The 23,614-nt window shown below is 69.0% G+C and carries 15 protein-coding genes; 3 read left to right on the forward strand and 12 right to left on the reverse strand.

All coding sequences use genetic code 11. The features are described from left to right. The 12 genes from modC to erpA all read right to left on the reverse strand — a co-directional run bounded on the left by modC (nt 1) and on the right by erpA (nt 18,377). The gene (modC, locus tag V7Q42_RS07860; RefSeq protein WP_333823386.1) at nt 1–1,107 is read right to left on the reverse strand and encodes a molybdenum ABC transporter ATP-binding protein; all 1,107 of its coding nucleotides are present in this window, start codon (nt 1,105–1,107) and stop codon (nt 1–3) included. Continuing rightward, complete coding sequence (modB, locus tag V7Q42_RS07865) at nt 1,104–1,790, reverse strand: molybdate ABC transporter permease subunit (RefSeq protein WP_333823387.1); 687 nt, start codon at nt 1,788–1,790, stop codon at nt 1,104–1,106. The genes modC and modB overlap by 4 nt, the downstream gene beginning before the upstream one ends. Before the next feature lie 145 nt (nt 1,791–1,935). Continuing rightward, nucleotides 1,936–2,733 (reverse strand): molybdate ABC transporter substrate-binding protein, encoded by a 798-nt coding sequence (gene modA / locus V7Q42_RS07870; RefSeq protein WP_333823388.1) that lies wholly within the window; start codon nt 2,731–2,733, stop codon nt 1,936–1,938. Nucleotides 2,734–2,801: 68 nt separating this feature from the next. Next, nucleotides 2,802–3,011 (reverse strand): TOBE domain-containing protein, encoded by a 210-nt coding sequence (locus V7Q42_RS07875; protein WP_333823389.1) that lies wholly within the window; start codon nt 3,009–3,011, stop codon nt 2,802–2,804. A gap of 140 nt (nt 3,012–3,151) precedes the next feature. Next, nucleotides 3,152–7,393, reverse strand: coding sequence for a glycogen debranching protein GlgX (gene glgX, locus V7Q42_RS07880; RefSeq protein ID WP_333823390.1), 4,242 nt, complete (start codon nt 7,391–7,393; stop codon nt 3,152–3,154). A gap of 30 nt (nt 7,394–7,423) precedes the next feature. Further along, entirely contained in the window at nt 7,424–8,881 is a 1,458-nt protein-coding gene (glgA, locus tag V7Q42_RS07885; protein WP_333823391.1) for a glycogen synthase GlgA, read from the reverse strand. Nucleotides 8,882–8,920: 39 nt separating this feature from the next. Further along, nucleotides 8,921–10,195, reverse strand: a complete 1,275-nt coding sequence (glgC, locus tag V7Q42_RS07890; protein ID WP_333823419.1) for a glucose-1-phosphate adenylyltransferase — start codon at nt 10,193–10,195, stop codon at nt 8,921–8,923. Nucleotides 10,196–10,245: 50 nt separating this feature from the next. Beyond that, nucleotides 10,246–12,453 (reverse strand): 1,4-alpha-glucan branching protein GlgB, encoded by a 2,208-nt coding sequence (gene glgB / locus V7Q42_RS07895; RefSeq protein ID WP_333823392.1) that lies wholly within the window; start codon nt 12,451–12,453, stop codon nt 10,246–10,248. Nucleotides 12,454–12,570: 117 nt separating this feature from the next. After that, on the reverse strand, nt 12,571–15,054 hold the full coding sequence (locus tag V7Q42_RS07900) for a glycogen/starch/alpha-glucan phosphorylase (protein WP_333823394.1): 2,484 nt from the start codon (nt 15,052–15,054) through the stop codon (nt 12,571–12,573). Between the two features lie 205 nt (nt 15,055–15,259). Next, complete coding sequence (locus V7Q42_RS07905) at nt 15,260–16,810, reverse strand: acetyl-CoA hydrolase/transferase family protein (protein ID WP_333823395.1); 1,551 nt, start codon at nt 16,808–16,810, stop codon at nt 15,260–15,262. A 394-nt stretch (nt 16,811–17,204) separates the two neighbouring features. After that, a complete protein-coding gene (locus V7Q42_RS07910) occupies nt 17,205–17,900 on the reverse strand; it encodes a hypothetical protein (protein WP_333823397.1) in 696 nt (231 codons plus the stop codon). Nucleotides 17,901–18,032: 132 nt separating this feature from the next. Continuing rightward, entirely contained in the window at nt 18,033–18,377 is a 345-nt protein-coding gene (erpA, locus tag V7Q42_RS07915; RefSeq protein WP_333823399.1) for an iron-sulfur cluster insertion protein ErpA, read from the reverse strand. Nucleotides 18,378–18,515: 138 nt separating this feature from the next. On the opposite strand from erpA, the gene V7Q42_RS07920 reads away from it, so the two are divergent. The 3 genes from V7Q42_RS07920 to V7Q42_RS07930 all read left to right on the forward strand — a co-directional run bounded on the left by V7Q42_RS07920 (nt 18,516) and on the right by V7Q42_RS07930 (nt 23,564). Continuing rightward, on the forward strand, nt 18,516–19,757 hold the full coding sequence (locus V7Q42_RS07920) for a deoxyguanosinetriphosphate triphosphohydrolase (protein WP_333823401.1): 1,242 nt from the start codon (nt 18,516–18,518) through the stop codon (nt 19,755–19,757). A 133-nt stretch (nt 19,758–19,890) separates the two neighbouring features. Beyond that, nucleotides 19,891–21,648: an arginine--tRNA ligase gene (gene argS, locus V7Q42_RS07925; RefSeq protein ID WP_333823402.1), complete on the forward strand. Its 1,758-nt coding sequence runs from the start codon at nt 19,891–19,893 to the stop codon at nt 21,646–21,648. A gap of 77 nt (nt 21,649–21,725) precedes the next feature. Next, entirely contained in the window at nt 21,726–23,564 is a 1,839-nt protein-coding gene (locus V7Q42_RS07930) for an SPOR domain-containing protein (protein WP_333823404.1), read from the forward strand. The last annotated feature ends 50 nt before the right edge of the window (nt 23,565–23,614 follow it).

The following is a 23,614-nucleotide window of genomic DNA, read 5'->3' on the forward strand; positions in this document are numbered from 1 at the left end:
TCAATCGGCGACGACCCGCAGGCCCGGTACGGCGCGTTCGTCGATCGACACCGCCTTGATCAGCGCCTGCACCTCGTCGCCGGCGTCGAGCCCCAGGTCGTCGACGGCGAGCCGCGTCGCATAGGCGTGCAGCCGGTCGCCGCCTGTGAGTTCGAGCGTCACCAGCGCGAAGGGTCCGTGATCGGTGTCGACCCGGATCACTCGGCCCGCCAGCGCCGTGCGCACGCTGACCTGATGGGTCCGCGCCAGCGACAGCGTCACCTCGGTCGCGCGGATCGCCACCCGCACGTCCGAGCCGATCGTGGGCAGGAGCCCCGGCACGACGATCCGCCCGGCCGGATGGTCGACGAAGGAGAGCCCGTAGTCGGGATCGACCCGCCCCACCTCGCCCGTCAGCACCGAGACCGCCTCGAAGCGGCCGGCCGCCGGAGCGAGCGCCGTCGGCGCCAGCACCTCGGCCGGCGTGCCGATCCGCGCCACCTTTCCGTGATCGAGCCGGACCACCGTCGTGGCGAGCCGCGCCACCTCCTCGACCGAATGGCTGACGTAGACGATCGGAATGCCGAACTCGTCGCGCAGCCGTTCGATGAACGGCAGGATCTCCAGCTTGCGCTGGTCGTCGAGCGCCGCCAGCGGTTCATCCATCAGCAACAGATCGGGCGAAGTGAGCAGCGCCCGGCCGATCGCCACCCGCTGCTTCTCGCCACCCGACAACGTCGCCGGCCGCCGCTTCATCAGATGGCCGATGCCGAGCACCTCGACCACCGCGTCGCGACCGATCCGCCGCGCCGCTTTCGGCGTGAAGAAGCGGCCGTAGGCGAGATTGGTCGCCACGTCGAGATGGGGAAAGAGCTGCGCGTCCTGGAAGACGAGGCCGATGCGCCGACGATGCGGCCGCAGGCGCACCCCGGCGACCGTGTCGGCGAGCACCCGGTCGCCGAGGACGATGCGGCCCTCGTCGGGACATTCGAGCCCGGCGATCAGCCGGATCACCGTCGTCTTGCCGCAACCCGAGGGGCCGAAGAGACCGGTCACCCCGGCGCGCCCCTCGAAGGCGACGTCGAGGGCGAAGTCGCGCCGCGCCAGTTTCACCGCGACCGAGATCATGCCGCCACCCCCCGCCGCGCCCGCCGCACCGCGACCTCGGAGATCACCAGCGCGCCGAGCGCGATCGCCGCCGCGACCAACGACAGTTTCAGAGCTCCCGCCTCGCCCCCGGGCGTCTGGGTCAGCGCATAGATGGCGGAGGGGATGGTCTGCGTCTGTCCGGGGATGTTGGAGACGAAGGTGATGGTGGCGCCGAATTCGCCGAGCGCCTTGGCGAAGGCGAGCACCGCGCCGGCGACGATGCCGCGCACCGCGAGCGGCAGCGTCACCGTGGCGAAGACCCAGAGCGGCGGCGCGCCGAGCGTGGCGGCGGCCTGTTCGACCCGCACGTCGATCGCTTCGATCGACAGCCGGATGGCCCGCACCATCAGCGGGAAGCCCATGATCCCGGCGGCGAGCGCCGCGCCGGTCCAGCGGAAGGAGAAGACGAGGCCGAGATGGTCGGCGAGGAAGGCGCCGAAGACACCGCGTCGGCCGAAGAGCAGCAGCAGCGCATAGCCGGTGACCACCGGTGGCAACACCAGCGGCAGGTGCACGACGCCGTCGAGAAGCGACTTGCCCCAGAAGTCGCGTCGCGCCAACACCCAGGCGACCGCCACCGCGAAGGGCACCGCCACCACCGTGGCGATGCCCCCGACCTTCAGCGACAGCTGGATCGCCGTCCATTCTTCCGCGGAGAACACCTCGCCCGACCCTCTCTCGCTTCATACGGGATCCGGCGGATCGCTGCGCGACGCCGGATCCGATTCATCGAAAAAGCCTCTGTTTCGACGGGCCCTTTTCGATGAGGGGAATACGGAATTCGGATGAGACCGTCCGAATTCCGTATCACTTCACCGGGGTGAAGCCCTGATCGGCGAAGATCTTGGCAGCCTCCGGGCCCTTCAGGAAGGCGAGATATTCGGCGGTCGCCGGCGAAGTCGCCTCCTTGGTGATCGCCACCGGATAGACCACCGGCGGATGGGTGCCGGCCGGGAAGACGCCGACCACCGCCACCTTGGGTTCGGACTTGGCGTCGGTGGCGTAGACGATGCCGTATTTCGCCTCGCCGCGCGCCACCAGCGCCAGCGCCACGCGGACGTTCTCGGTGCCGGCGATCTTCGGCTCGACCTCGCCCCAGACGCCGAGCGCCGTCAACGCCGCCTTGGCGTATTTCCCGGCGGGCACCGAGCGCACGTCGCCGGTGGCGAGCTTGCCGTCGCCGATCGCCGCGGCGAGTGGGAAGCCGGGGGCTATGTCGATGCCGGCGGTGGTGCCGGCAGGCGCGATCAGCACCAGCGCGTTGGCGACGAGATCGGAGCGCGTGCCCGGCCGGACGAGGTCCTTCTTGTCGAGGAAGTCCATCCAATCGAGATCGGCGGAGATGAAGACGTCGGCCGGCGCTCCCTGCTCGATCTGCTTGGCGAGCGCCGAGGACGAGGCGTAGGAGACCGTCACGGTCTTCCCCGTCTTCGCCGTCCATGCCGCATCGACCGCATCGAGCGCGGTCTTCAGCGACGCCGCGGCGAAGACCGTCGGCCCGGCCGACTGCGCGACGGCGGTCTCACCGGCCACGGACGCGACCACCAGGAGAGCGCCGAGCCCGGTCGCGGCGACCGTGCGGCGGAGAGCGGAGAAGAAACTCATCGTCGGAAATCCTTGCTGGGGATGGCGAGGAAGGAGCGGACGGCGAGAGGGGTCGCCGCCCGCCCCGCTCACGCGACGCCGATCATGACGTCGGAGGCCTTGATGATCGCCGACGCCGGCTGGCCTTCGACCAGACCGAGATCGTCGACCGCCTGATTGGTGATCGACGCGGTGACGATCAATCCCGGCGCGAGCTCGAGGACCACATGGGCCGTGGTCGTCCCCTTGGTGACGGAGAAGATGGTGCCGGGAAGAATGTTGCGAGCGGAGAGCTTCATGGCGCGGACCTCGGTCGATCGGATGCGCTATATCTGATCAGATATAGCGCATCCTGTCCACCGCCCCTCGACGTCCCCGACGCCCGAAATTTCGACCCCTCCGCCCATCCCTCGAGCAGATCGCACCGCCGGTGCCGGGCTCACGCCCCGTCGCGCCGCCGCCCGGCGAAGCCTTCGAGGATCGCCCGCGCCGTCGGGTCGGCGAAGATCTCGGCCATCGACGCATGGAGGCGCCGCCGCCAGTTCGGCCGCTCGCGGTCGGTGCCGGGCAGGTTGAGCCGCTCCACCTCGCCGGAAAGATCGTCCGCCTGCACCAGCGCCAACGCCGAAGACGCACGCCCGAGCCAGGCATGGACGGCGACCGACACCTCGTCGGGCAGGTGGTCCGGCAGGTCCTCCTCGCTCCAGCGGTATTCGAGAAGACCGGCGCGCACCAGCGTGCCGAGCAGGATGCGCCGCTCCTTCACCCGCGCCGCCGATTGGCGCACCGCCTCCTCCTCGTCGAGAAGCCCGAGCGCCTCGCGTTCGGCGATGTCGCTCGCCTCCCACCAGCCGGCCAGCGTCGGCAGATCGTGGGTGGAGACGCAGGCCGCGCCGAGCGGCGGATAGTGTTCGGGCGGCTTGAAGTTCTGCCCCTCGTGCTCGAACCACAGCACCTGATAGGACAGCACCCGCGCCTCCGCCATGCGCTCGCGGAAGCCGTGCGGCACCGTGCCGAGATCCTCGCCGACGACGACGCATCCGGCCCGCCGGCTCTCCAGCGTCAACTGGCCGAGGAGGTCCTCGAGCGGCATGTCGACATAGGCGCCCTGCGGCCCGCGCATCCCGTCGGGAACGACGAAGAGCCGCCTGAGCCCCAGCACGTGGTCGATGCGCAGCGCCCCGGCATGCGCCATGTTGGCCCGCACCAGCTCGGCGAAGGAGGCGAAACCGTTGCGCGCCCATTCGATCGGGTTGGGCGGCGGCAGCGACCAGACCTGCCCCTCCGGACCGAGCGGATCCGGCGGCGCGCCGACCGAGACGAAGCGCATCAGCCCGGCGCCGGCGCCCCACGCCTCCGCCCCGTCGGGGGCGCAGCCGACCGCGAGATCGCGATAGAAGCCGAGATCGAGCCCGGCCTCGCGCGACCGCCGCGCCGCCTCGCTCATCTGCCGGGCGGCGAGCCACTGCAGGAACATCGACCAGGAGACGGCCCGCGCGTGCTTGTCGCGGAAGGCGGCGACGCCGGCGGCTTCCGCCGTCGCCAGATCCGCCGGGAAGGCGCTCGACGACATCGCCCCGGTCACCGCGGCGATCGCCTCGAAAGTGGCGAAGCGGGCGAGCCCCTCCCCGCCCGCCGCCCGGAAGGCGGCGAAGTCGAGGACCAGCGGATCGCTCGGCCGGTTGGCGGCGAGCTCCTGGAAGGTCGAGAAAGCGGCGCGCAGCACCGCCGATTTCGCCGCCCACACCGCCGAGTGGTCGACGTGGTCGAGCCGCGCCAGCCGCGGGAATTCGAGCGCCGTGCGCACCACCTCCGGCCCTGCGCCGACCTGAAGGGCGGCGGGAAGCCGCGTCACGTCGATGTAGATCGGATCGAGGAAGCGTCGGTCGGAGGGCGCATAGGGGCTCGCCCGCTCGCGATCCTGCGGGAAGAGCGCATGGATCGGATTGATCCCGAGCGTCGAGGCGCCGGCTTCGGCCGCGAACACGCCGGCCTGCCGCAGCGTGGTGAAGTCGCCGATCCCCTGGTCGCCGTCGTGGCGCCAGGAATAGAGGTGGCCGGCGACGCCGAACCGCCGGTGCCCATGGGCCAGGGCCTCGGGCAGATGGCAGGTCGCCGGAGCGACCACGAGCACGGTCGAGACGTCCGGTCGATCGAGATGGACGCGATGCCGCCCGATCGGCAGTTCCGGCAACCGCACCCGACTGCGCGTGACGACGCGCCCGTCGCGGGTGGTGTGGCGCTCGATCCGCCCTTCTCCCGGCTGGACGGTGAGCGTCGCGGTCTCGCCCGCCTCCGTTTCGATCGTCAGGGTGAAGGATCTGTGGCCCCGTGACGGATCGCCGCCCAGCGGCAGTTCGAAGGGGCGCCCTTCGAAGATCGTGTGGGTGAGCGGCAGCGGCCGATCGCAGGTTTCGGAGAGCAACAGCTCGAGACTGTCGCGCGCCTCGCCCACCGTCTCTGCCGCGAGCCCCATCGCCGTCAGGATGGCGCGCTTGGTGTCGTCGCCGACGCGGGTGACGTTGCCGGAGAGATCCCACCAGTCCGCCGCGATCCCGGCGACGCGGGCCAGTTTGTCGAGCGTATGGGCATCGACCGGCTTCGCCTGCGCCTCCTCGGGGATCGGCTCTTCGACCACCACCGTGACCGAGCGGCCGTCGATGGCGAACTTGGCGCCGGTCGAGGTCACCCGATAGGGATGGGCGCTGTCGAGCGCCAGCCGCCAGCGATGACCCGGCCGCGCCGCCGGCGGTACGAAGACGGCGACGCGCGGATCCGGCGACATGACCACCGCCACTCGATCGATCGCACCGTCGTCGCCCTGTGCCGCGAACACCGCGGCGACGCGGAAGGTCTCCGGATCGTGCCAATCGGTGTCGGTGAAGCGATGTCCGTCGAGCGTCGTCCATTCGACGTCCGGCAGACCGCTGTCGCCGACCGGTTCGCCGGTCAGCGGCCGATCGTCGGTGAGCGCCGGGTGGGCGCGCCGGAGCGCGATCGCCCGCGCCGTGTAGACCGAGAGATCGGTGTCGCCGCGGCTCCAGTCGAGCCAGGAGATCTCGTTGTCCTGGGCGTAGGCGTTGTTGTTGCCCTGCTGGGAGCGGCCGAGCTCGTCGCCCATCGAGAGCATCGGCGTGCCGCGCGAGGCGAGGAGCGTGGTCAGCAGCGCCCGCACGTCGCGCGCCCGCGCCGCCAGGATCGCCGGATCGTCGGTGGCGCCCTCCGCCCCGTGGTTCCACGAGTGGTTGGCGTCGGTGCCGTCGCGGTCGTCCTCGCCGTTCGCCCGGTTGTGCTTCTTCGAATAGGAGACGAGATCGGCGAGAGTGAAGCCGTCGTGGGCGGTGATGAAATTGACCGAGTCCGAGAGCCGCCGCCGCCGCCCGCCGCCGAAGACGTCGCCCGAGCCGGCGAAGCGGGTCGCCACCTCGCCGATCATCGCCTCGTCGCCGCGCCAGAACCGCCGCATGCAGTCGCGCCAGCGATCGTTCCACTCGCCCCAATTGGCCGGGAAGGCGCCGAGCCGATAGCCGCCCGGCCCGATGTCCCAGGGTTCGGCCACGTGGATGAGGCCGCGCAGCACCGGGTCCTGTTCCAACGCCGCGAGGAACGGCGCATTCGGGTCGAAGCCGTGGCGCTTGCGCCCGAGCGTCGTGGCGAGATCGTAGCGGAAGCCGTCGAAGCCGCCGCGCAGCGCCGCCGTGCGGAGCGCGTCGAGCCCCAACCGCATCACCGCCTGACGATCGAGCGCCGGCACGTTGCCGCAACCGGCGTCGTCGACGTAGTGCGTCGGATCGTCGGCGGCGAGCCGGTAGTAGAGCGCGTTGTCGAGGCCGCGGAACGACAGCGTCGGGCCGAGGTGGTCGCTCTCGCCGGTATGGTTCAGCACCACGTCGAGGATCACCGAGATGCCGGCGTCGTGCAGCGCGTCGATCGCCTCGCGCACCTCGCCCCACCCGCCCGGCGCCAGCCGCGGATCGGGAGCGTTGAGAGCGATCGGGTTGTAGCCCCAGTAGTTGGAGAGCCCGAGCGGCGCCAGATGGCGCTCGTCGACCCCCGCCCAGATCGGCATGATCTCGATCACGTCGACACCGAGGCGGACGAGATGATCGACCACCGCCGGGTGGCCGAGACCGGCGAAGGTGCCGCGCAGATCCGGCGGCACGTCGGGATGGAGGCGGGTGAAACCCTTGACGTGCAGTTCGTAGATCACCCGGTCGCGCGGTCGCGACTTCGGCCGGATCACCGGCCGGAGCGGCGTCGGCGCCTCGACGATGCCCTTGGGCACGGCGCCGGCGCTGTCACGGTCGTCGTGGGTCGCGCCGTTCGCCCGCCGGTCGAAGATCGTCGGATCGAGACGGAACGGTCGATCGAGTTGCACCGCATAAGGATCGACCAGCAGCTTCGCCGGATTGAACCGGTGGCCCTTCTCCGGGTCCCAGGGTCCGTGGACGCGCAACCCGTAGCGTGTCTCCGGCGGCAAGCCGTCGATGCGGCCGTGGCAGACGTCGCCGGTGCGTTCCGGCAGCCGGATGCGTTCGATCTCGTGATCACCGCTCTCGTCGAAGATGCAGAAATCGACCGCCGTGCCGTGGGCCGACACGACCGCGACGTTGACACCCTCGCCGTCGTGGACGACGCCGAGAGGCTCCGGCGAACCCGGGCCGATCGAGCCATGGATCATCTCGCTCCGCCCCCTCGCGGATCTCGCGCCTCAGCCGCCGCGCTCCGCCACCAGTCCACGGTAGAGCGCCGCGTAACGCGCCGCCGACCGCGCCCAGGAGACGTCGGTGCGCATGGCGTTCTTCATCAGCCGCCGCCACACCGACTGATCCTCGTAGAGCGCCGCCGCCCGCTGCACCGCGGCGCGGAACATGTCGGCGTGAGGTGGTGAGAACATGACGCCGGTGCCCGCCCCCGCCTCGAGCGCCATCTCGTTGGCGTCGATGATCGTGTCGGCGAGCCCGCCGACCCGCGTCACCAGCGGGATCGCCCCGTAGCGCAGCGCACAGAGCTGGGTGAGCCCGCAGGGTTCGAAGCGCGACGGCACCAGGAGCACGTCCGATCCGGCCTGGATCAGATGCGCCAGGCTCTCGTCGTAACCGATGACGCAGGCGACTCGTCCCGGATGGGCGATCATCGCCCGGCGGAACCCCTCGACGAGGTCACGATCGCCCGACCCCAGCAGCGCCAACTGGCCGCCCGACGCCAGGATCGTCTCGACCCCCTCGAGCACCATGTCGAGGCCCTTCTGCCAGGAGAGCCGGCTGACCACCCCGAAGATCATGGCGTTGCGATCGACGCGCAACCCCATGCGCCGCTGCAGCGCCGCCTTGTTGGGCCGCCGCGACGACGGCGAGGCCGCGTCGAAATGCGCCGCCAGCAAGGGATCGGTCGCCGGGTTCCAGACGTCGGTGTCGATGCCGTTGAGGATGCCGTGGACGACGTCGGAACGCCCCGAAAGGAGCCCCGAGAGCCCCATCCCGCCCTCCCCTGTGCGGATCTCCGCCGCATAGGTCGGCGACACCGTGGTGATCCGGTCGCTCATCCTCAGGCCGGCTTTGAGAAAGCCGATGGTGTCGTAGTACTCCACCCCCTCGACGCCCCAGGCGTGGTCCGGCAGATGCAGCGCCGCCAGCATGTCCTTGGGATATTGCCCCTGGAAGGCGAGGTTGTGGATGGTGGCGACGGTGCCCGGCCGCTTGCGCCCGTCGTATTCCATGTAGGCGGCGGTCAGCCCCGTCTGCCAATCGTGGGTGTGGACCACCGCCGGCTTGAAGCCGCCCGCCCCGCCGAGACCGACCTCGGCGGCGACCTTGGCGAGTGCGGCGAAGCGGAAGGGGTTGTCCGGCCAATCTTCCCCATCGGAGTCGTGGTAGGGGTTGCCCGGCCGATCGTAGAGATGCGGCGCATCGATCACGAAGAGATCGAGCCCGGCCGCCCGCCCGCTCACCACCTTGGCCGAACCGCCGAACAGATCGGCGATCTTCATCACCACCTTGGGCTTCTCGAGCGCCGCCTTCACCGCCGGATAGCCCGGCACCAGGGTGCGCATCGCCACCCCTTCCTGCGCCAGAGCCCCCGGAAGCGCGCCGGCGACATCGGCCAGTCCGCCGGTCTTGACCAGCGGATAGACCTCCGAGACGACCGAGAGGACCTCGAGTGCCGACATGGGATCCCCCCTCCTCGTCCGCGTTCACCGCCCCGTGGTTCACCGCCCCAAGAGATCGATCATCGGCTGGGTGATCAGGCAGATGCCCTTGTCGGTGCGACGGAACCGCTTGCCGTCGAGTTCGGGATCCTCACCCACCACCAGCCCGTCGGGAATGGAGACGCGCGCGTCGACCACCACGTTGCGCAGCCGGCAGCCGCGCCCGACCGAAGTCTGCGGCAGGATGACGGTGTTCTCCACCATCGAATAGGAGTTGACCCGGACGCCGGTGAACAGCAGGGAGCGCTTGAGGAAGGCGCCCGACACGATGCAGCCGCCCGAGACCAACGACGACACCGCCGAACCGCGCCGCCCGTCGATGTCGTGGACGAACTTCGCCGGCGGGGTGATCTCGCCGTAGGTCCAGATCGGCCACTCGCTGTCGTAGAGGTCGAGTTCCGGGACCACGTCGGTGAGGTCGATGTTGGCCTCCCAATAGGCGTCGACGGTGCCGACGTCGCGCCAATAGGACGCCGATTCCTGCCGCGAGCGGACGCAGGACTTGGAGAAGTGGTGCGCGACGGCGTTCCCGTGCTTGACGATGTAGGGGATGATGTCCTTGCCGAAGTCGTGCGCCGAGTGCGGATCGGCGGCGTCGCGCTCCAGCTGGTCCCACAGGAAGCTCGCTTCGAACACGTAGATGCCCATCGATGCCAGACAGCGGTCGGCGCTGCCCGGCATGGTCGGCGGATCCTTGGGCTTCTCGACGAAGGCGAAGATGCGATCCTTCTCGTCGACGTGCATGACGCCGAAGCCGGTCGCCTCCTCCTTGGAGACCTCCAGGCAGCCGATGGTCACGTCGGCGCCCTGCTCGACGTGCTGCTGCAACATCTTCTCGTAGTCCATCTTGTAGATGTGATCACCCGCCAGGATGATCATGTACTTCGGATCGGAGTCCTTGATGATGTCGAGGTTCTGATAGACCGCGTCGGCGGTGCCGGCGTACCACGACTCCTCCGAGACACGCTGCGACGCCGGCAGGATGTCGAAGCTCTCGTTGCGTTCGGGACGCAGGAAGTTCCAACCGCGTTGCAGGTGACGGATCAGCGAGTGCGCCTTGTACTGGGTGGCGACGCCGAAACGGCGGATGCCGGAGTTCAGCGCGTTCGACAGGGCGAAGTCGATGATCCGCGACTTGCCGCCGAAATAGACCGCCGGCTTGGCGCGCCGATCGGTCAGTTCCATCAGTCGCGATCCGCGCCCACCGGCCAGCACGTAAGCCATGGCGTGACGCGCCAGCGGACCGCTCGCTCCCGTCTTCACGGGAGCCGGCATCGGCTTCTTGGTCATCGCTTCCCTCCTCTCCGGTCTCCGGAGTCACCTTCTCATTCGCCGTCGTATTCGAAGATCACCGTCGCCAACGGCGGCACCAGGATCTCCGCCGCCGCCGGCAGCCCGTGGCTGTCTTCGGCGCGCGCATGGATCATACCGCCGTTGCCGAGATTGGAGCCGCCGTAGCAGGCCGCGTCGGTGTTGACGATCTCGCGCCACCGCCCCGCCATCGGGAACCCGATCCGGTAGGGATCGCGCGGTATCGGCGTGAAGTTGGAGACCACGACGATCGGCTTGTCGCCCCACTCGCCGAAGCGAGCGAAGGCGTAGACCGACTGGTCGCGATCCTCGACCACGATCCAGCGGAACCCCTCCTGCTCGCAGTCGCGCGCGTGCATCGCCGGCGACGTGCGATAGACGCGATTGAGGTCGCGGATCAGGTTCTGCAGGCCCTTGTGCTCGCCGTGCGCCGTCAGGTGCCAGTCGAGCCCGCGGTCGTGGTTCCATTCGGCCCACTGGCCGAACTCCTGGCCCATGAACAGCAGCTTCTTGCCCGGGTGACCCCACATGAAGCCGTAATAGGTCCTGAGCGCCGCGAATTTCTGCCAGTGGTCGCCGCTCATCTTGCCGATCAGCGAACCCTTGCCGTGCACCACCTCGTCGTGGCTGAGCGGCAGGACGAAATTCTCGGCGAAGGCGTAGAGCAAGCCGAAGGTCAACTGGTCGTGGTGCCAACGACGGTGCACGCCCTCGCGCGACATGTAGTCGAGCGTGTCGTGCATCCACCCCATGTTCCATTTGAAGCCGAAGCCGAGACCGCCGGCGAAGACCGGCTGCGACACGCCCGGCCAGGCGGTCGATTCCTCGGCGATGGTGATCGCGCCGTCCTCGCGTCCGTAGACGAGTTCGTTGACCCGCCGCAGGAACGCCACCGCCTCGCGATTGTCGCGCCCGCCGTCCTCGTTGGGCAACCACTCGCCCTCTTTGCGCGAATAGTCGAGGTAGAGCATCGAGGCGACGGCATCCACCCGGAGCCCGTCGACATGGTAGCGGTCGAGCCAGAACAGCGCGTTGGCGCACAGCATCGACAGCACCTCGGCACGGCCGAAATCGTAGATCGCCGTGTTCCAGTCGGGATGGAAGCCGCGCCGCGGATCGGCGTGTTCGTAGAGCGGTCCGCCGTCGAACTCCCTGAGCCCGTGCTCGTCGGTCGGGAAATGCGCCGGCACCCAGTCGAGGATGATGCCGAGCCCGGCGACGTGGGCGGCGTCGACGAACCGGGCGAAGCCGGCCGGTTCGCCGAAACGGCGGGTCGGCGCGAACAGGCCGATCGGCTGATAGCCCCAGGAGGCGTCGAGCGGATGCTCGCTGACCGGCAGCAGCTCGAGATGGGTGAAGCCGAGATCGACCGCATAGGGGATCAGCCGCGCCGCCAGTTCGTCCCAGGTCAGGAAGCGCCCGTCGGACCCACGCTCCCACGAACCGAGATGGACCTCGTAGATCGACATCGGTCGCCGCCGCGCGTCGCCCGGCCGCGCCGTCATCCAGGCGTCGTCGGTCCACACGAAGTCGTCGATCTTCGCCACCACCGAGGCGGTCGACGGCCGCATCTCGCCGGCGAAACCGAAGGGATCGGCCTTGAGCGGCAGCAGCCGCCCGTCGGCCGCGACGATCTCGTACTTGTAGGCGGTGCCGACCGAAACGTTCGGCGCGAAGATCTCCCAGATGCCGCTGTCGACGCGCTTGCGCATCTGATGGCGTCGGCCGTCCCAGGCGTTGAAGTCGCCGACCACCGAGACGCGCGCCGCGTTCGGCGCCCACACCGCGAAATCGACGCCCTCGACCCCCTCGTGGGTCATGACCTGCGCGCCGAGCCGTTCGTAGAGCGTCCGGTGGGTACCCTCGACCAACAGATGGTCGTCGACCGGCCCGAGCACCGGCCCGAAGGCATAGGGATCGTGGAGCTCCCAGGAGGCGGAGCGATTGGTCGCACGCAGGCGATAGGGCGGGCGATCGACCGACCCGGCCCAAGGCTCCACCACGCCTTCGAAGAACCCGGCGTCGTCGCGCCGTTCGAGCCGGGCGAGCACCTCGCCCTCGGCATCGATCACGTCGAGGAATTCGGCATGCGGCACGAAGGCCCGCACCACCGGCGCCGCCGCGGTCCCGTGCCGGCCGAGCACCCCGAAGGGATCTCCGTGCCGACCCGCGACGATCGCCTCGACGTCCGATTGCGCCGTCTTCCACACTCGGTCGCCCATCGCGCCCCCCGTTCGGTGGCTCTGCGACGGCGGAACTCGCCGCCGCCCTCCACCCTGTTCAGGAACCGAAGACCCCGCTGGTCGCCGGCCGCCATGTCGCCGTCCGATCGTGCGCGATCACCCCGAAACCGGATAGACCGGGACATTCCAGATGTCCTCGGCGTATTCCGAGATCGTCCGATCCGAGGAGAACCACCCCATGTGCGCCGTATTGAGCGCCGCCGACCGCCGCCAAGCCGCCTTGTCCCGCCATTTGCGGAACACCGCGCGCTGAGTGGCGTAGTAGCTCTCGAAGTCGGCCGTCACCATGAAGTAGTCGTGATAGGTGAGCGCGTCGACCAGGGGTTTGTACCGATCGGGTTCGCCCGGAGAGAACACGCCCGACCCGATCGCGTCGAGCACCTCGGCGAGAATCGACGACTTGGCGATGGTCTCGCGGCTGTCGATGCCCTGGGCCCGGCGCGCCTCGACCTCCTCCGCCGTCAGGCCGAAAATGAAGATGTTGTCGTCGCCGACGTGCTCCTTCATCTCGACGTTGGCGCCGTCGAGGGTGCCGATGGTGAGCGCGCCGTTGAGACCGAACTTCATGTTGCCGGTGCCCGAGGCTTCCATGCCGGCGGTCGAGATCTGCTCGGAGAGATCGGCGGCCGGGATGATCTGCTCGGCGAGCGACACGTTGTAGTTCGGCAGGAAGACGACCTTCAGCAACCCGCGCAGCGTCGGGTCGGAATTGACCACCTTGGCCACGTCGTTGGCGAGCTTGATGATCAGCTTCGCCTGGGCGTAGGAGGCCGCCGCCTTGCCGGCGAAGATCTTCACCCGCGGGATCCAGTCGCGCGTCGGCTGCGCCCGCATGGCGTCGTAGACGGCGATGGTCTCGAGGATGTTGAGGAGCTGGCGCTTGTACTCGTGGATGCGCTTGATCTGCACGTCGAAGAGCGCGTGCGGATCGACCCGCACCTCGAGCCGGTCACGGATGAGCCGGGCGAGGCGCTCCTTGTTGAGGAGCTTCACCGCCGCGAACCTGTCCTGGAACGACGCATCGTCGACGAAGGCCGCGAGTTTCGGCAGTTCCTTCTCGTCGTCGAGCACCCGCGAACCGATGGTGTCGACCAGCAGGTTCTTCAGTCCGGGGTTCGACTGGTGCAGCCAGCGCCGGAAGGTGATGCCGTTGGTCTTGTTGACGATTCGGTTCGGGTAGGCGGTGTTGAGGTCGCGGAACACCGTGACCTTCATCAGGTCGGAGTGCAGCGCCGAGACGCCGTTGACCTTGTGCGATCCGAGATAGGCGAGATGGCCCATGCGGACGCGCCGCCCGCCCTGCTCGTCGATGATCGACAGGGCCGAGAGAAGCCCGCCGTCGATGCCCTCGCGCGTCTTCTTCAGCTCGTCGAGATGCAGTGCGTTGATCAGGTAGATGATCTGCATGTGGCGCGGCAACAGCCGCTCCAGCAGCGGCACCGGCCAGGTCTCGAGCGCTTCCGGCAGCAGCGTGTGGTTGGTGTAGGAGAAGGTCCCGATCGTCATCTTCCACGCGGTCGCCCACGGCACCTCGTGGATGTCGACGAGGATGCGCATCAGCTCCGCCACGGCGATCGCCGGATGGGTGTCGTTGAGCTGGATCGCCACCTTCTCCGGCAGCGTGGTGATGTCGGCGTGCTGGTTGAGATGGCGGCGCAGCAGGTCCTGCAGCGAGGCGGAGGCGAAGAAGAACTCCTGCCTGAGTCGCAGTTCCTGGCCCGCCGGGGTCGCATCCGACGGATAGAGCACCTTGGAGATGGCTTCCGCCTTGACCCGCGCCGCCGCCGCGCCGACGTGGTCGCCGCGGTTGAAGGCGTCGAGCCGCAGCGGATCCTGCGCCTTGGCAGACCACAGACGCAGCGTGTTGACGTGATGGCCGCGCCAGCCGGCGATCGGCGTGTCGTAGGCGACCGCCATCACCGTCTCCGCCGGCCGCCACTCGTGATGGGTGGTGCCGTCGCGATCGGTCATCGCCTCGACCCAGCCGCCGAAGCCGATCGGATAGGCGACTTCCGGCCGGGCGAACTCCCAGGGATTGCCGGTGGCCAGCCAGTCTTCGGGATATTCGAGCTGCCAGCCGTCCTTGATGCGCTGGCGGAACAGGCCGTGGTCGTAGCGGATGCCGTAGCCGTAGGCGGCGATCGACAGCGTCGCCATCGATTCCATGAAGCAGGCCGCGAGCCGTCCGAGGCCGCCGTTGCCCAGCGCCGCGTCCGGTTCGACCTCCTTGATCCGGTCGAGATCGACCCCGAGATCGGCGAGCGCCGCGCGCACCGTCTCCGTCATCTCGAGATTGCCCATGGCGTCGAACAGCAGGCGGCCGATCAGGAACTCGAGGCTGAGGTAGTAGACCCGCTTCTCGTCGGTCCGATAGGTCTTGGTGGTCGAATCGACCCAGCGATCGACGATCTCGTCACGCACCGCCAGCGCCGTCGCCACGAACCAATCGTGAGCCGACGCCACGATCGGGTTCTTGCCGACGGCGTACTTGAGTTTTTCGACGATCGCCTCGCGCACATGGGCCACGTCGTGGGTCGACGGCGGAATGCGCCCCGTCTCCACCGCTTCCGGTCGCTCCATCGTCCCCGATCCTCCTCGGACGCCGTCCCCGGGGAAGTGGCCTCGGCGGACCGACTCCCACTCCCCTCCCGGCATCGATGCCACGGTTCCGACAGGTATGGCAATTCCGATGCCACGCGACCCGTTGGCGCTACGCCCGCCCCGGCCGCCGCCCTGCGACGGCCGGCGAGGCTCACACCGGCTCGTCGCCGCTCACGCGGAAGGCTCACACCGGCTCGTCGCCGCTCACGCGGCGGGCACCGGCCGCCTTCCATTTCGGCAGGAACGAGAAGGCCTCTTCCATCAGATGCGGCGTGTGCCGCCCCGGCGACAGCCGCATGGCGAGGTCGAGATATTCGTTGAGCGCCGGCTGCCAGTCGGGATGGGCGCAGTTGTCGATGATCACCCGCGCCCGCGCCTTGGGGCTGAGGCCGCGCAGGTCGGCCATGCCCTGCTCCGTGACGATCACCTGCACGTCGTGCTCGGTGTGGTCGACGTGGGTGACCATCGGCACGATGCACGAGATCGCGCCGTTCTTGCGGGTCGACGGCGTCATGAAGATCGAGGTGTAGGCGTTGCGGGCGAAGTCGCCCGAACCGCCGATGCCGTTCATGATCGAGGTGCCGGCGATGTGGGTCGAATTGACGTTGCCGTAGATGTCGGCCTCGATCATGCCGTTCATGGCGATGATGCCGAGACGACGGATGATCTCCGGATGGTTGGAGACGTCCTGCGGCCTCAGCACGATGCGCTCGCGGTAGAAGTCGACGTCGGCGAGGAATTCCTTCATCGCGTGGTCGGAGAGCGACAGCGCCGTGGCCGAGGCCATGGTGAGCTTGCCCGAGCGCAGAAGGTGCAACATCCCGTCCTGCAACACTTCGGTGTAGGCGGTCATGCCCTCGTAGGAACCCTTCTCCAGCCCGGCCATCACCGCATTGGCGATGTTGCCGACGCCCGACTGCAGCGGCAGCAGGTTCTTCGGCATGCGGCCGTGCCGCACTTCGCAGTCGAAGAAGTCGAGGATGTGCTCGGCGATCGCCTGCGAGACCGCGTCGGGCGGCGTGAATTCGGTGTTGCGATCGGCCGCATGGGTCTCGACGACCGCGACGATCTTGTTGGGATCACAGCGGAAATAGGGCTCGCCGATGCGATCGCCGGCGGTCAGGAGCGGGATCGGACGACGGTGCGGCGGACGGTCGGTGTAGGCGTAGATGTCGTGCATGCCCTCGAGCGCCGGCGACTGCCAGGAGTTGACCTCGAGGATGATGTGCTCGGCCATCTCCAGCCAGGCCTCGTTGTTGCCGACCGACGACGACGGGATCAGCGCGCCGTCCTCGCGGATGCCGGCGACTTCGATCACCGCGAAGTCGAGCTTCCCGAGGAAGCCGAACTGGGCGTACTGCGCCACGTGGGAGAGATGGATGTCGGTGTATTCCATCTCGCCGGCGTTGATGCGGCGACGGCACACCGGATCGGACTGATAGGGCAGCCGCATCTCCATGGCGTTGGCCTTGGCCAGCGCCCCGTCGAGTTCCGGCGCGGTCGAAGCACCCGTCCACACCGAGATCTTGAAGGGATTGCCGTGGGCATGGGTCTCCTGGATGCGGCGCGCCAGTTCGATCGGCACTTCCTTGGGATGCCCCGAGCCGGTGAACCCGCTCATGCCGACCCGCGCACCCGAGGGGATGAGCCCGGCGGCTTCCTTCGCCGTCATGATCTTGGAGCGCAGCGACGGCGCCCGGACACGAGAAAAACTGTGCGAAGACACGGCGTTCATGACCCGAATTGCCTCTTCGATCTCACGCGTCGAGACATTGGACCCTGTCTCGACCGGTTGTCCCGACCGACGCATCTCGATCGGTGTCGACCCGTCGCCGGTGCGACGTTCGATGCGGTGCCGCGATACTCCTTTGTGCATCGCAGCGAAAGTCCGCGAAAAGACGTTCGAGATCTTCCCACGCCTCGTGGACCCTCATCCCGAGACGGAGCCTAAAGCCCTGATGTGAAAAAAAGATGAGGAAACCGTGGGTTCGCGCATCTGCAATGTCGAAATGATCGCCGATGCATGGCTCGGTGGTCAGCCATGCGAAATCACGGTAACCGATCCGTGAATCCCGAATCGGGTTCCGGCCGTTGCGGCACTGCGAAGGACCGACGCCGGTCGCTTCGAATCATCGAAAGGTCCAGCGCAGGCCGCCGCCGACGTAGTTGGAGCCGGTGCGGCGCGGCGAGATCACGCCGTAGATGCCGCTGCGGTGGTGGAGGCGGAAGAAGGCCGACAGATTCTTCGCCGCCGTCGGCGTGACCGCCGCTTCGAACGCCATGAAATATTGGAGATGCCGGCTGTCGACGCCGTGGACGAAGGTCGGCCCGTATTCCCACTTCGGGGCCGCGAAGGCGTAGGAGAGGCCGTTCGCCCAGGCGAGGTTCATCGACGCCATCGACCCGAGCCCGATCTCGCCGGTGCGCAGCTTCACCGCGGCGGTCGCCTCGACGTGGTCCTGCAACCCGAAGTGCTGGTTCAGTGTCCCTTCCGCTTCGACCGAGAAGCCGTTCAACCGCCAGCGCGTGCCGGGCAGATCGAGGTCGAAGTCGAACAGCCGGCGATCGACGATCAGCGAGGCGATCTGCGCATCCTCGAAGGTCAGATTGCCGCGGACGAGATTGTAGGGAAACGACGGTAGCGTCGAGTTGGTCCACACGCCGCCGTAGAGCGCCACCGCCCAGGTCGACGGCGCCCGCGCTTCGGTGAGGATCACCTTGTCCGGTACGGGCGCGGTGAGGCCGGCGTCCTGCGCATGAGCACATACGACGTTCAGCCCGATGGCGACACCGAGCCCGGCCGATGAGAGTGTTCCAGATCGCAACGCTTCGAACCCGCCGAGTTGAACTCGGTCGGCACGATGTCGCGCATTACTTTCCAAGTCCACAAAATATCACGAGAAATTTCAATTTGTCGCTGCGGACCGCCGTATCGCGGCGTTTCGCCACCTGCCCGGTCACATGGCGAAGCTGGTTCCGCAGCCGCAGGTCGCCGTCGCGTTCGGGTTGGACATCTTGAAGGCCTGACCCATCAGATCGTCGACGAAGTCGAGTTGCGATCCGCGCAGGTACTCCGCCGAGATCGGGTCGACGACCACGGTGGCGCCGTCCCGGTCGATGACGAAATCGTCGTCGGCGCGCGTCGTCGTCAGTTCGAAGCCGTAGGAGAAACCGGAGCATCCGCCGCCGGAGACCGAGATGCGCAGCACCGTGCCCGCCGGCTCGTCGGAGACGACGAAGAGGATGCGCTTCGCCGCGGCGGCGGTGACGGAGATGGGGGCGTCGGTGATCGTATCGGACATCGAAAGGAACCTCGAAGGCATCGACCGAAGGGCCGTCATGCGCTTGAAACAGGAGCGTCGTGAGGATCAAGTACGCCGCGAACGCGCGGATTCAAGCCCGTGAGTCGAGCCGAACGCCGAAAGAAGGAGCACCCCACCGTGTCCGATCGCACCCGCCGCATCGGATTGGGCGGTGAACCCCGCGCCCCCTGGGGCGCCGATCCGTCCGCCTCCCGCGGTCGCCTCCACGCCGAACCGACGAGCCCGACCCGCACCCCCTATCAGCGCGACCGCGACCGCATCGTCCATTCCACCGCCTTTCGCCGCCTCGCTCACAAGACCCAGGTCTTCCTGCCGCACGAGGGCGATCATTTCCGCTCGCGCCTCACCCACACCATCGAGGTGGCGCAGATCGCCCGCGCGCTCGCCCGCGCTTTCCGCCTCGACGAGGATCTCGCCGAGGCCCTGGCTCTCGGCCACGACCTCGGCCACACCCCCTTCGGCCACGCCGGCGAGCGCGCCATGGAGCGGGCGATGGCCGATTTCGGCGGCTTCGACCACAACGCCCAGACCCTGCGCATCGTCACCAAGCTCGAACGCCGCTACGCCGACTTCGACGGTTTGAACCTCTCCTGGGAGACGCTCGAGGGGCTGGTCAAGCACAACGGCCCGCTCGTCGACGGCGCCGGCCGGCCCCTCGCCGCGGCGCACGGCATGCACGCCGCCCCCGCCGAACTGCCCTATGCGATCCGCGAATACGCCGCCCTCCAGAATCTCTGGCTGTGGAGTTGGCCGAGCCTCGAGGCGCAGTGTGCGGCGATCGCCGACGACATCGCCTACGACGCCCACGACATCGACGACGGCCTGCGCGCCGGCCTGCTCGATCTCGAGACGCTCGCCGAGGTGCCGCTGGTCGGCACCATCGTCCGCGAGGTCGCCGGCCGTCACCCCGGCCTGGAGCGACCGCGGTTCCAGCAGGAGGTGATCCGCCGCATCATCACCCGCATGGTGGAGGATGTCATCGCCGCCGGCCTCGCCCGGCTCGAGGACCACCTGCCCGGCTCCGCCGACGACGTGCGCAACGCCGGCCGCGCCCTCGTCGCCTTCTCGCCCGAGATGCAGGCCGCCGACCGCGCCATCAAGACCTTCCTCTTCCGCACCGTCTACCGGGCCGAAGCGGTGATGGTGAAGATGCGCGCCGCCGAGGGCGTGGTGGAGGCGCTGTTCTCCACCTACATGGACGAGCCGCAGGACCTGCCGGCCGAATGGCGCCGCGACCTCGACCTCGCCGATCGCCCCCGCGTCGCCCGCCGCGTCTGCGACTACATCGCCGGCATGACCGACCGCTTCGCGCTCGCCGAACACCGCCGCCTGACCGGCGACGCGCCCGATCTCGGCTGACCCGGTCGACGAGCTTCCACTCCCGTTTGACGCCTCCCCCGATCTGGTATAGCTCGCGGGCACGTTTTCCGGCGCTTCCGGCCGTTCGGGCCGTGGAGGCGCCCTCCTCTCCCGAGATCGGAGCGATCCACCCATGGACATCTTCGCGGACTTCGAGCACCGGGTCGCCCGGGCGATCGAACGGCTCGAGTGGAAGGCCGCCGACGGCTCCGCCCTCGACCTCTCCCGCGTCGTCGTCGAACCGCCGCGCGACGCGGCGAACGGCGATCTCGCCGTCAACGCCGCCATGGTGCTCGCCAAGCAGACGGGCCGTCAGCCGCGTCAGCTCGCCATCGAACTGATGGGCGAACTCGCCGGCGATCCGGACGTCGCCGAGACCGAGGTCGCCGGCCCCGGCTTCCTCAACCTGCGCCTCGCGCCGTCCTATTGGGCCGGCTTCCTCGCCCGCGTCGTCACCGCCGGCAAGGATTACGGCCGCGCCGTCGTCGCGCGGGGCGCGGTGAACGTCGAATACGTCTCGGCCAACCCCACCGGCCCGATGCATGTCGGCCACTGCCGCGGCGCCGTCTTCGGCGACGCGCTGGCCAACCTCCTCGGCTTCGCCGGTCACGCCGTGACCAAGGAGTACTACATCAACGACGCCGGCGCCCAGGTCGACGTTCTCGCCCGCTCCGCCTACCTGCGCTACCTCGAAGCGCTCGGCGAGACGATCGAGATCCCCGAGGGCCTCTACCCCGGCGACTACTTGAAGCCGGTCGGCGAAGCCCTTGCGAAGATTTACGGAGCCGCCCTGAAGGGCGAGCCCGAGAGCGACTGGCTCGCCACCGTCCGGCAGACCGCGATCGACGCCATGATGGCGATGATCCGCGAGGACCTCGCCGCCCTCAACGTCGTCCACGACGTCTTCTTCTCCGAGAAGAGCCTGCAGACCGGCCCGGCCGGCGATCGGGTACGCCACGCCATCGACACGCTGACCGCGCAGGGGCTGATGTACCAGGGCCGGCTCGAGCCGCCGAAGGGCCAGTTGCCGGAAGACTGGGAGGATCGCGAACAGACCCTGTTCCGCTCCACCGACTTCGGCGACGACGTCGACCGGCCGCTGATGAAATCGGACGGCTCCTACACCTATTTCGCCTCCGACATCGCCTATCACCTCGACAAGTTCGAGCGCGGTTTCGCCGACCAGATCGACGTCTGGGGCGCCGACCACGGCGGCTACGTCAAGCGCATGCAGGCGGCGGTGAAGGCGATCTCCGGCGGCAGGGCGTCGCTCGACGTCAAGCTCTGCCAGTTGGTCAAGCTCTTCCGCGCCGGCGAGCCGGTGAAGATGTCGAAGCGCTCCGGCTCCTTCGTCACCCTGCGCGACGTCGTCGAGGAAGTCGGCGTCGACGCGGTGCGCTTCATGATGCTCTTCCGCAAGTCCGACGCGCCCCTCGACTTCGACTTCCAGAAGGTCACCGAGCAGTCGAAGGACAACCCGGTCTTCTATGTCCAGTACGCCCACGCCCGCACCGCGTCGGTGTTCAATCAGGCGCGCGAGCAACTCCCCGCCCTCGATCTCACGCCGGAGGGTCTCGCGAGCGCGCCGCTGGAATGCCTGACCGACGAAGGTGAAATCGGCCTGATCCGCCGCGTCGCCCAGTGGCCGCGTGTCGTCGAAGCTGCGGCAGAAAGTCACGAACCGCACCGTATCGCGTTCTTTTTGCACGATCTGGCGTCCGATCTGCACGCCCATTGGAACCGCGGCAAAGACCTGCCACAATTACGCTTTGTTAACGTTGACGATTCATTGTCGTCACATGCCCGACTGGCGATGGTGCGTGCCGTCGCTTCCGTACTCGCGTCCGGGCTCGCGATCCTCGGGGTGAAGGCACCCGACGAGATGCGCTGAGGACGTGGGGGCTCGGGCCGAAGTCGAGCGCGAAGGGGACGCCGTCCCCGTCGCGCCCACGAGAGGTGGTCCGCCCGATGCCCGAACCCGTGTCTCGCCGTCAGTTGCCGTTGGACTTCGACGATCCGAGGACCGTCGAAGGCGCGGACGCGTCGCAGCGCGCGCCGCGTGCGGCGATCGACGACCCGCTCGAGGAGCTCGCCCGCATCCTCGGCGAAACCACCGGCTTCGCCACGCAGCCCGAAGTTCCCGCCGAGACCACTCGCCGCGGCGAAGCGCCGGCGCGCACCGTGCCGCAGCAGCTCTCGGCGCTCGAGGCCGAACTCTTCGACGAGTTGCGCGCCTCCGTCACCCCCGACATTCGCGTCCGCGGCGACTTCGAGCGCGAGGTCACGCCGCCGATCCCGCAGCATCCCGTCGACGACCGCGACATCGCCTCGCTGCGCATCGGCGCGGCCCGTGCCGAACCCGAACCGCCGCGTTCGGCCGAGGGAACAGAAGCGCAGTGGAGCGACTTCTACGCCTATGACGACGGTGTCGCCGCCGGCTCCTACGATCCCGCCTTCGCCGCCGCGCCCGAACCGGCGCCGGCCTACACGCCGCAGCCGGTGGAGGTGGCCCACGCCGCGCCCCCCGCTCGCGCCCCGTCCGCCTATCCGCACGCCACCTTCGACGAGTTCGGCCGCGACGAGATCGCCGCCGCCGCTCGCGAAGCCGCGCCCCTGGTCGCCGCCGAGCCGCGGATCATGCCGCATTCGCGCGAGGAAGAACGCGCCGCCGCCTCCCTGCCGCACGAGGACTCCGGTCGCGGCATGAAGATCGCCGTCGCGGCGATCGCGCTGGTGCTGGTCGGCGGCGGAGCGCTCGCCGCCTGGAAGTTCACCGGCGGATCCGGCTCCGGCGAACCGGTTCTGCTGCGCGCCGACGGCAAGCCGTTCAAGACCGTTCCGGAAGCCAAGGCGCCGACCGCCGATGCCGGCCCGACCCTCACCGCCGACGATCCCAAGGCGGCCTCTCGCATCGTCTCCAAGCAGGAGGATCCGGTCGACCAGGTCTCGGGTCGCACCGCCGAGGGCAAGGAGGTCCGCCTGATCAACCCGGGTGCGCAGCGTCCGTCCTCGGACGTGCCGCACACCGTGAAGACCGTGGTGGTGCGCCCCGACGGCTCGATCGTTTCCGACGGCGTCGCCCTGCGCGCCGCCAAGCCCACCGAGCCGGCCCCCGACGCCCCCGCACCGCCGATGCAGACGACCGCGGCGCCCCCCGTCGCCGCCGCGCCGCCGCAGGCGCCGCCGCCCTCCATGGCCGGTGCGCAACCGATGGCGGATCAGACGCCGACCCAGCCCGAACCCGCGCCGGTCGCCACCCGCGTCCCGACGCCGAAGCCGGCCCCCGCGAATGTCGCGCCCGAGACGCCGGCGCCCGTCGCCGCCGCGCCGAAGGTCAAGACCGTCGCCGTCACCCCGATCACCGCGCCCAAGCCGACCACCCGTGCTCCGGCGCCCGCGCCGGCTTCGGGCGGCGCACCGCTGTCGCTCGGTCCGGTTTCTCCCAAACTCGCCGCTACGCCGCCTGCGCCCGCTACGCCGCCCGCGCCTGCGCCCGCGGCGCCCAGGCCGGTTGCCACCGCGCCGGTGTCGATCGCCCCGCCGCCGGCCACCGGCGGAGGCGGGGGCGACTATCTGGTGCAGATCTCGGCCTCCGGATCGGACGCCGCGGCACGCGCCTCCTTCTCGGCGGCCCAGCGCAAGTATTCCGCCCTCGCCGGCAAGTCGGTCGACGTCCAGCGCGCCGACCTCGGCGCCAAGGGCGTGTACTACCGGGCTCGCGTGCCGGCCGGATCGCGCGATCAGGCCAATGCCCTGTGCTCGCAGCTCAAGGCGCAGGGCGGTCAGTGCATCGTCGTCCACCGCTGATCCGCCGCACTTCCTTTTCCCCGTGCCGGCCGGTCGTGGTTCCCCCATGA

Origin of the sequence: Pinisolibacter sp. (assembly GCF_036782435.1) — a bacterium.
GTDB lineage: Bacteria > Pseudomonadota > Alphaproteobacteria > Rhizobiales > Ancalomicrobiaceae > CALBKH01.

Coding starts and splice junctions, on each gene's coding strand:
- modC (WP_333823386.1), bottom strand. CDS start 1,107: ATGATCTCGGTCGCGGTGAAACTGGCGCGGCGCGACTTCGCCCTCGAC.
- modA (WP_333823388.1), bottom strand. CDS start 2,733: ATGAGTTTCTTCTCCGCTCTCCGCCGCACGGTCGCCGCGACCGGGCTC.
- V7Q42_RS07875 (WP_333823389.1), bottom strand. CDS start 3,011: ATGAAGCTCTCCGCTCGCAACATTCTTCCCGGCACCATCTTCTCCGTC.
- glgX (WP_333823390.1), bottom strand. CDS start 7,393: ATGATCCATGGCTCGATCGGCCCGGGTTCGCCGGAGCCTCTCGGCGTC.
- glgA (WP_333823391.1), bottom strand. CDS start 8,881: ATGTCGGCACTCGAGGTCCTCTCGGTCGTCTCGGAGGTCTATCCGCTG.
- glgC (WP_333823419.1), bottom strand. CDS start 10,195: ATGCCGGCTCCCGTGAAGACGGGAGCGAGCGGTCCGCTGGCGCGTCAC.
- glgB (WP_333823392.1), bottom strand. CDS start 12,453: ATGGGCGACCGAGTGTGGAAGACGGCGCAATCGGACGTCGAGGCGATC.
- V7Q42_RS07900 (WP_333823394.1), bottom strand. CDS start 15,054: ATGGAGCGACCGGAAGCGGTGGAGACGGGGCGCATTCCGCCGTCGACC.
- V7Q42_RS07905 (WP_333823395.1), bottom strand. CDS start 16,810: ATGAACGCCGTGTCTTCGCACAGTTTTTCTCGTGTCCGGGCGCCGTCG.
- erpA (WP_333823399.1), bottom strand. CDS start 18,377: ATGTCCGATACGATCACCGACGCCCCCATCTCCGTCACCGCCGCCGCG.
- argS (WP_333823402.1), top strand. CDS start 19,891: ATGGACATCTTCGCGGACTTCGAGCACCGGGTCGCCCGGGCGATCGAA.
- V7Q42_RS07930 (WP_333823404.1), top strand. CDS start 21,726: ATGCCCGAACCCGTGTCTCGCCGTCAGTTGCCGTTGGACTTCGACGAT.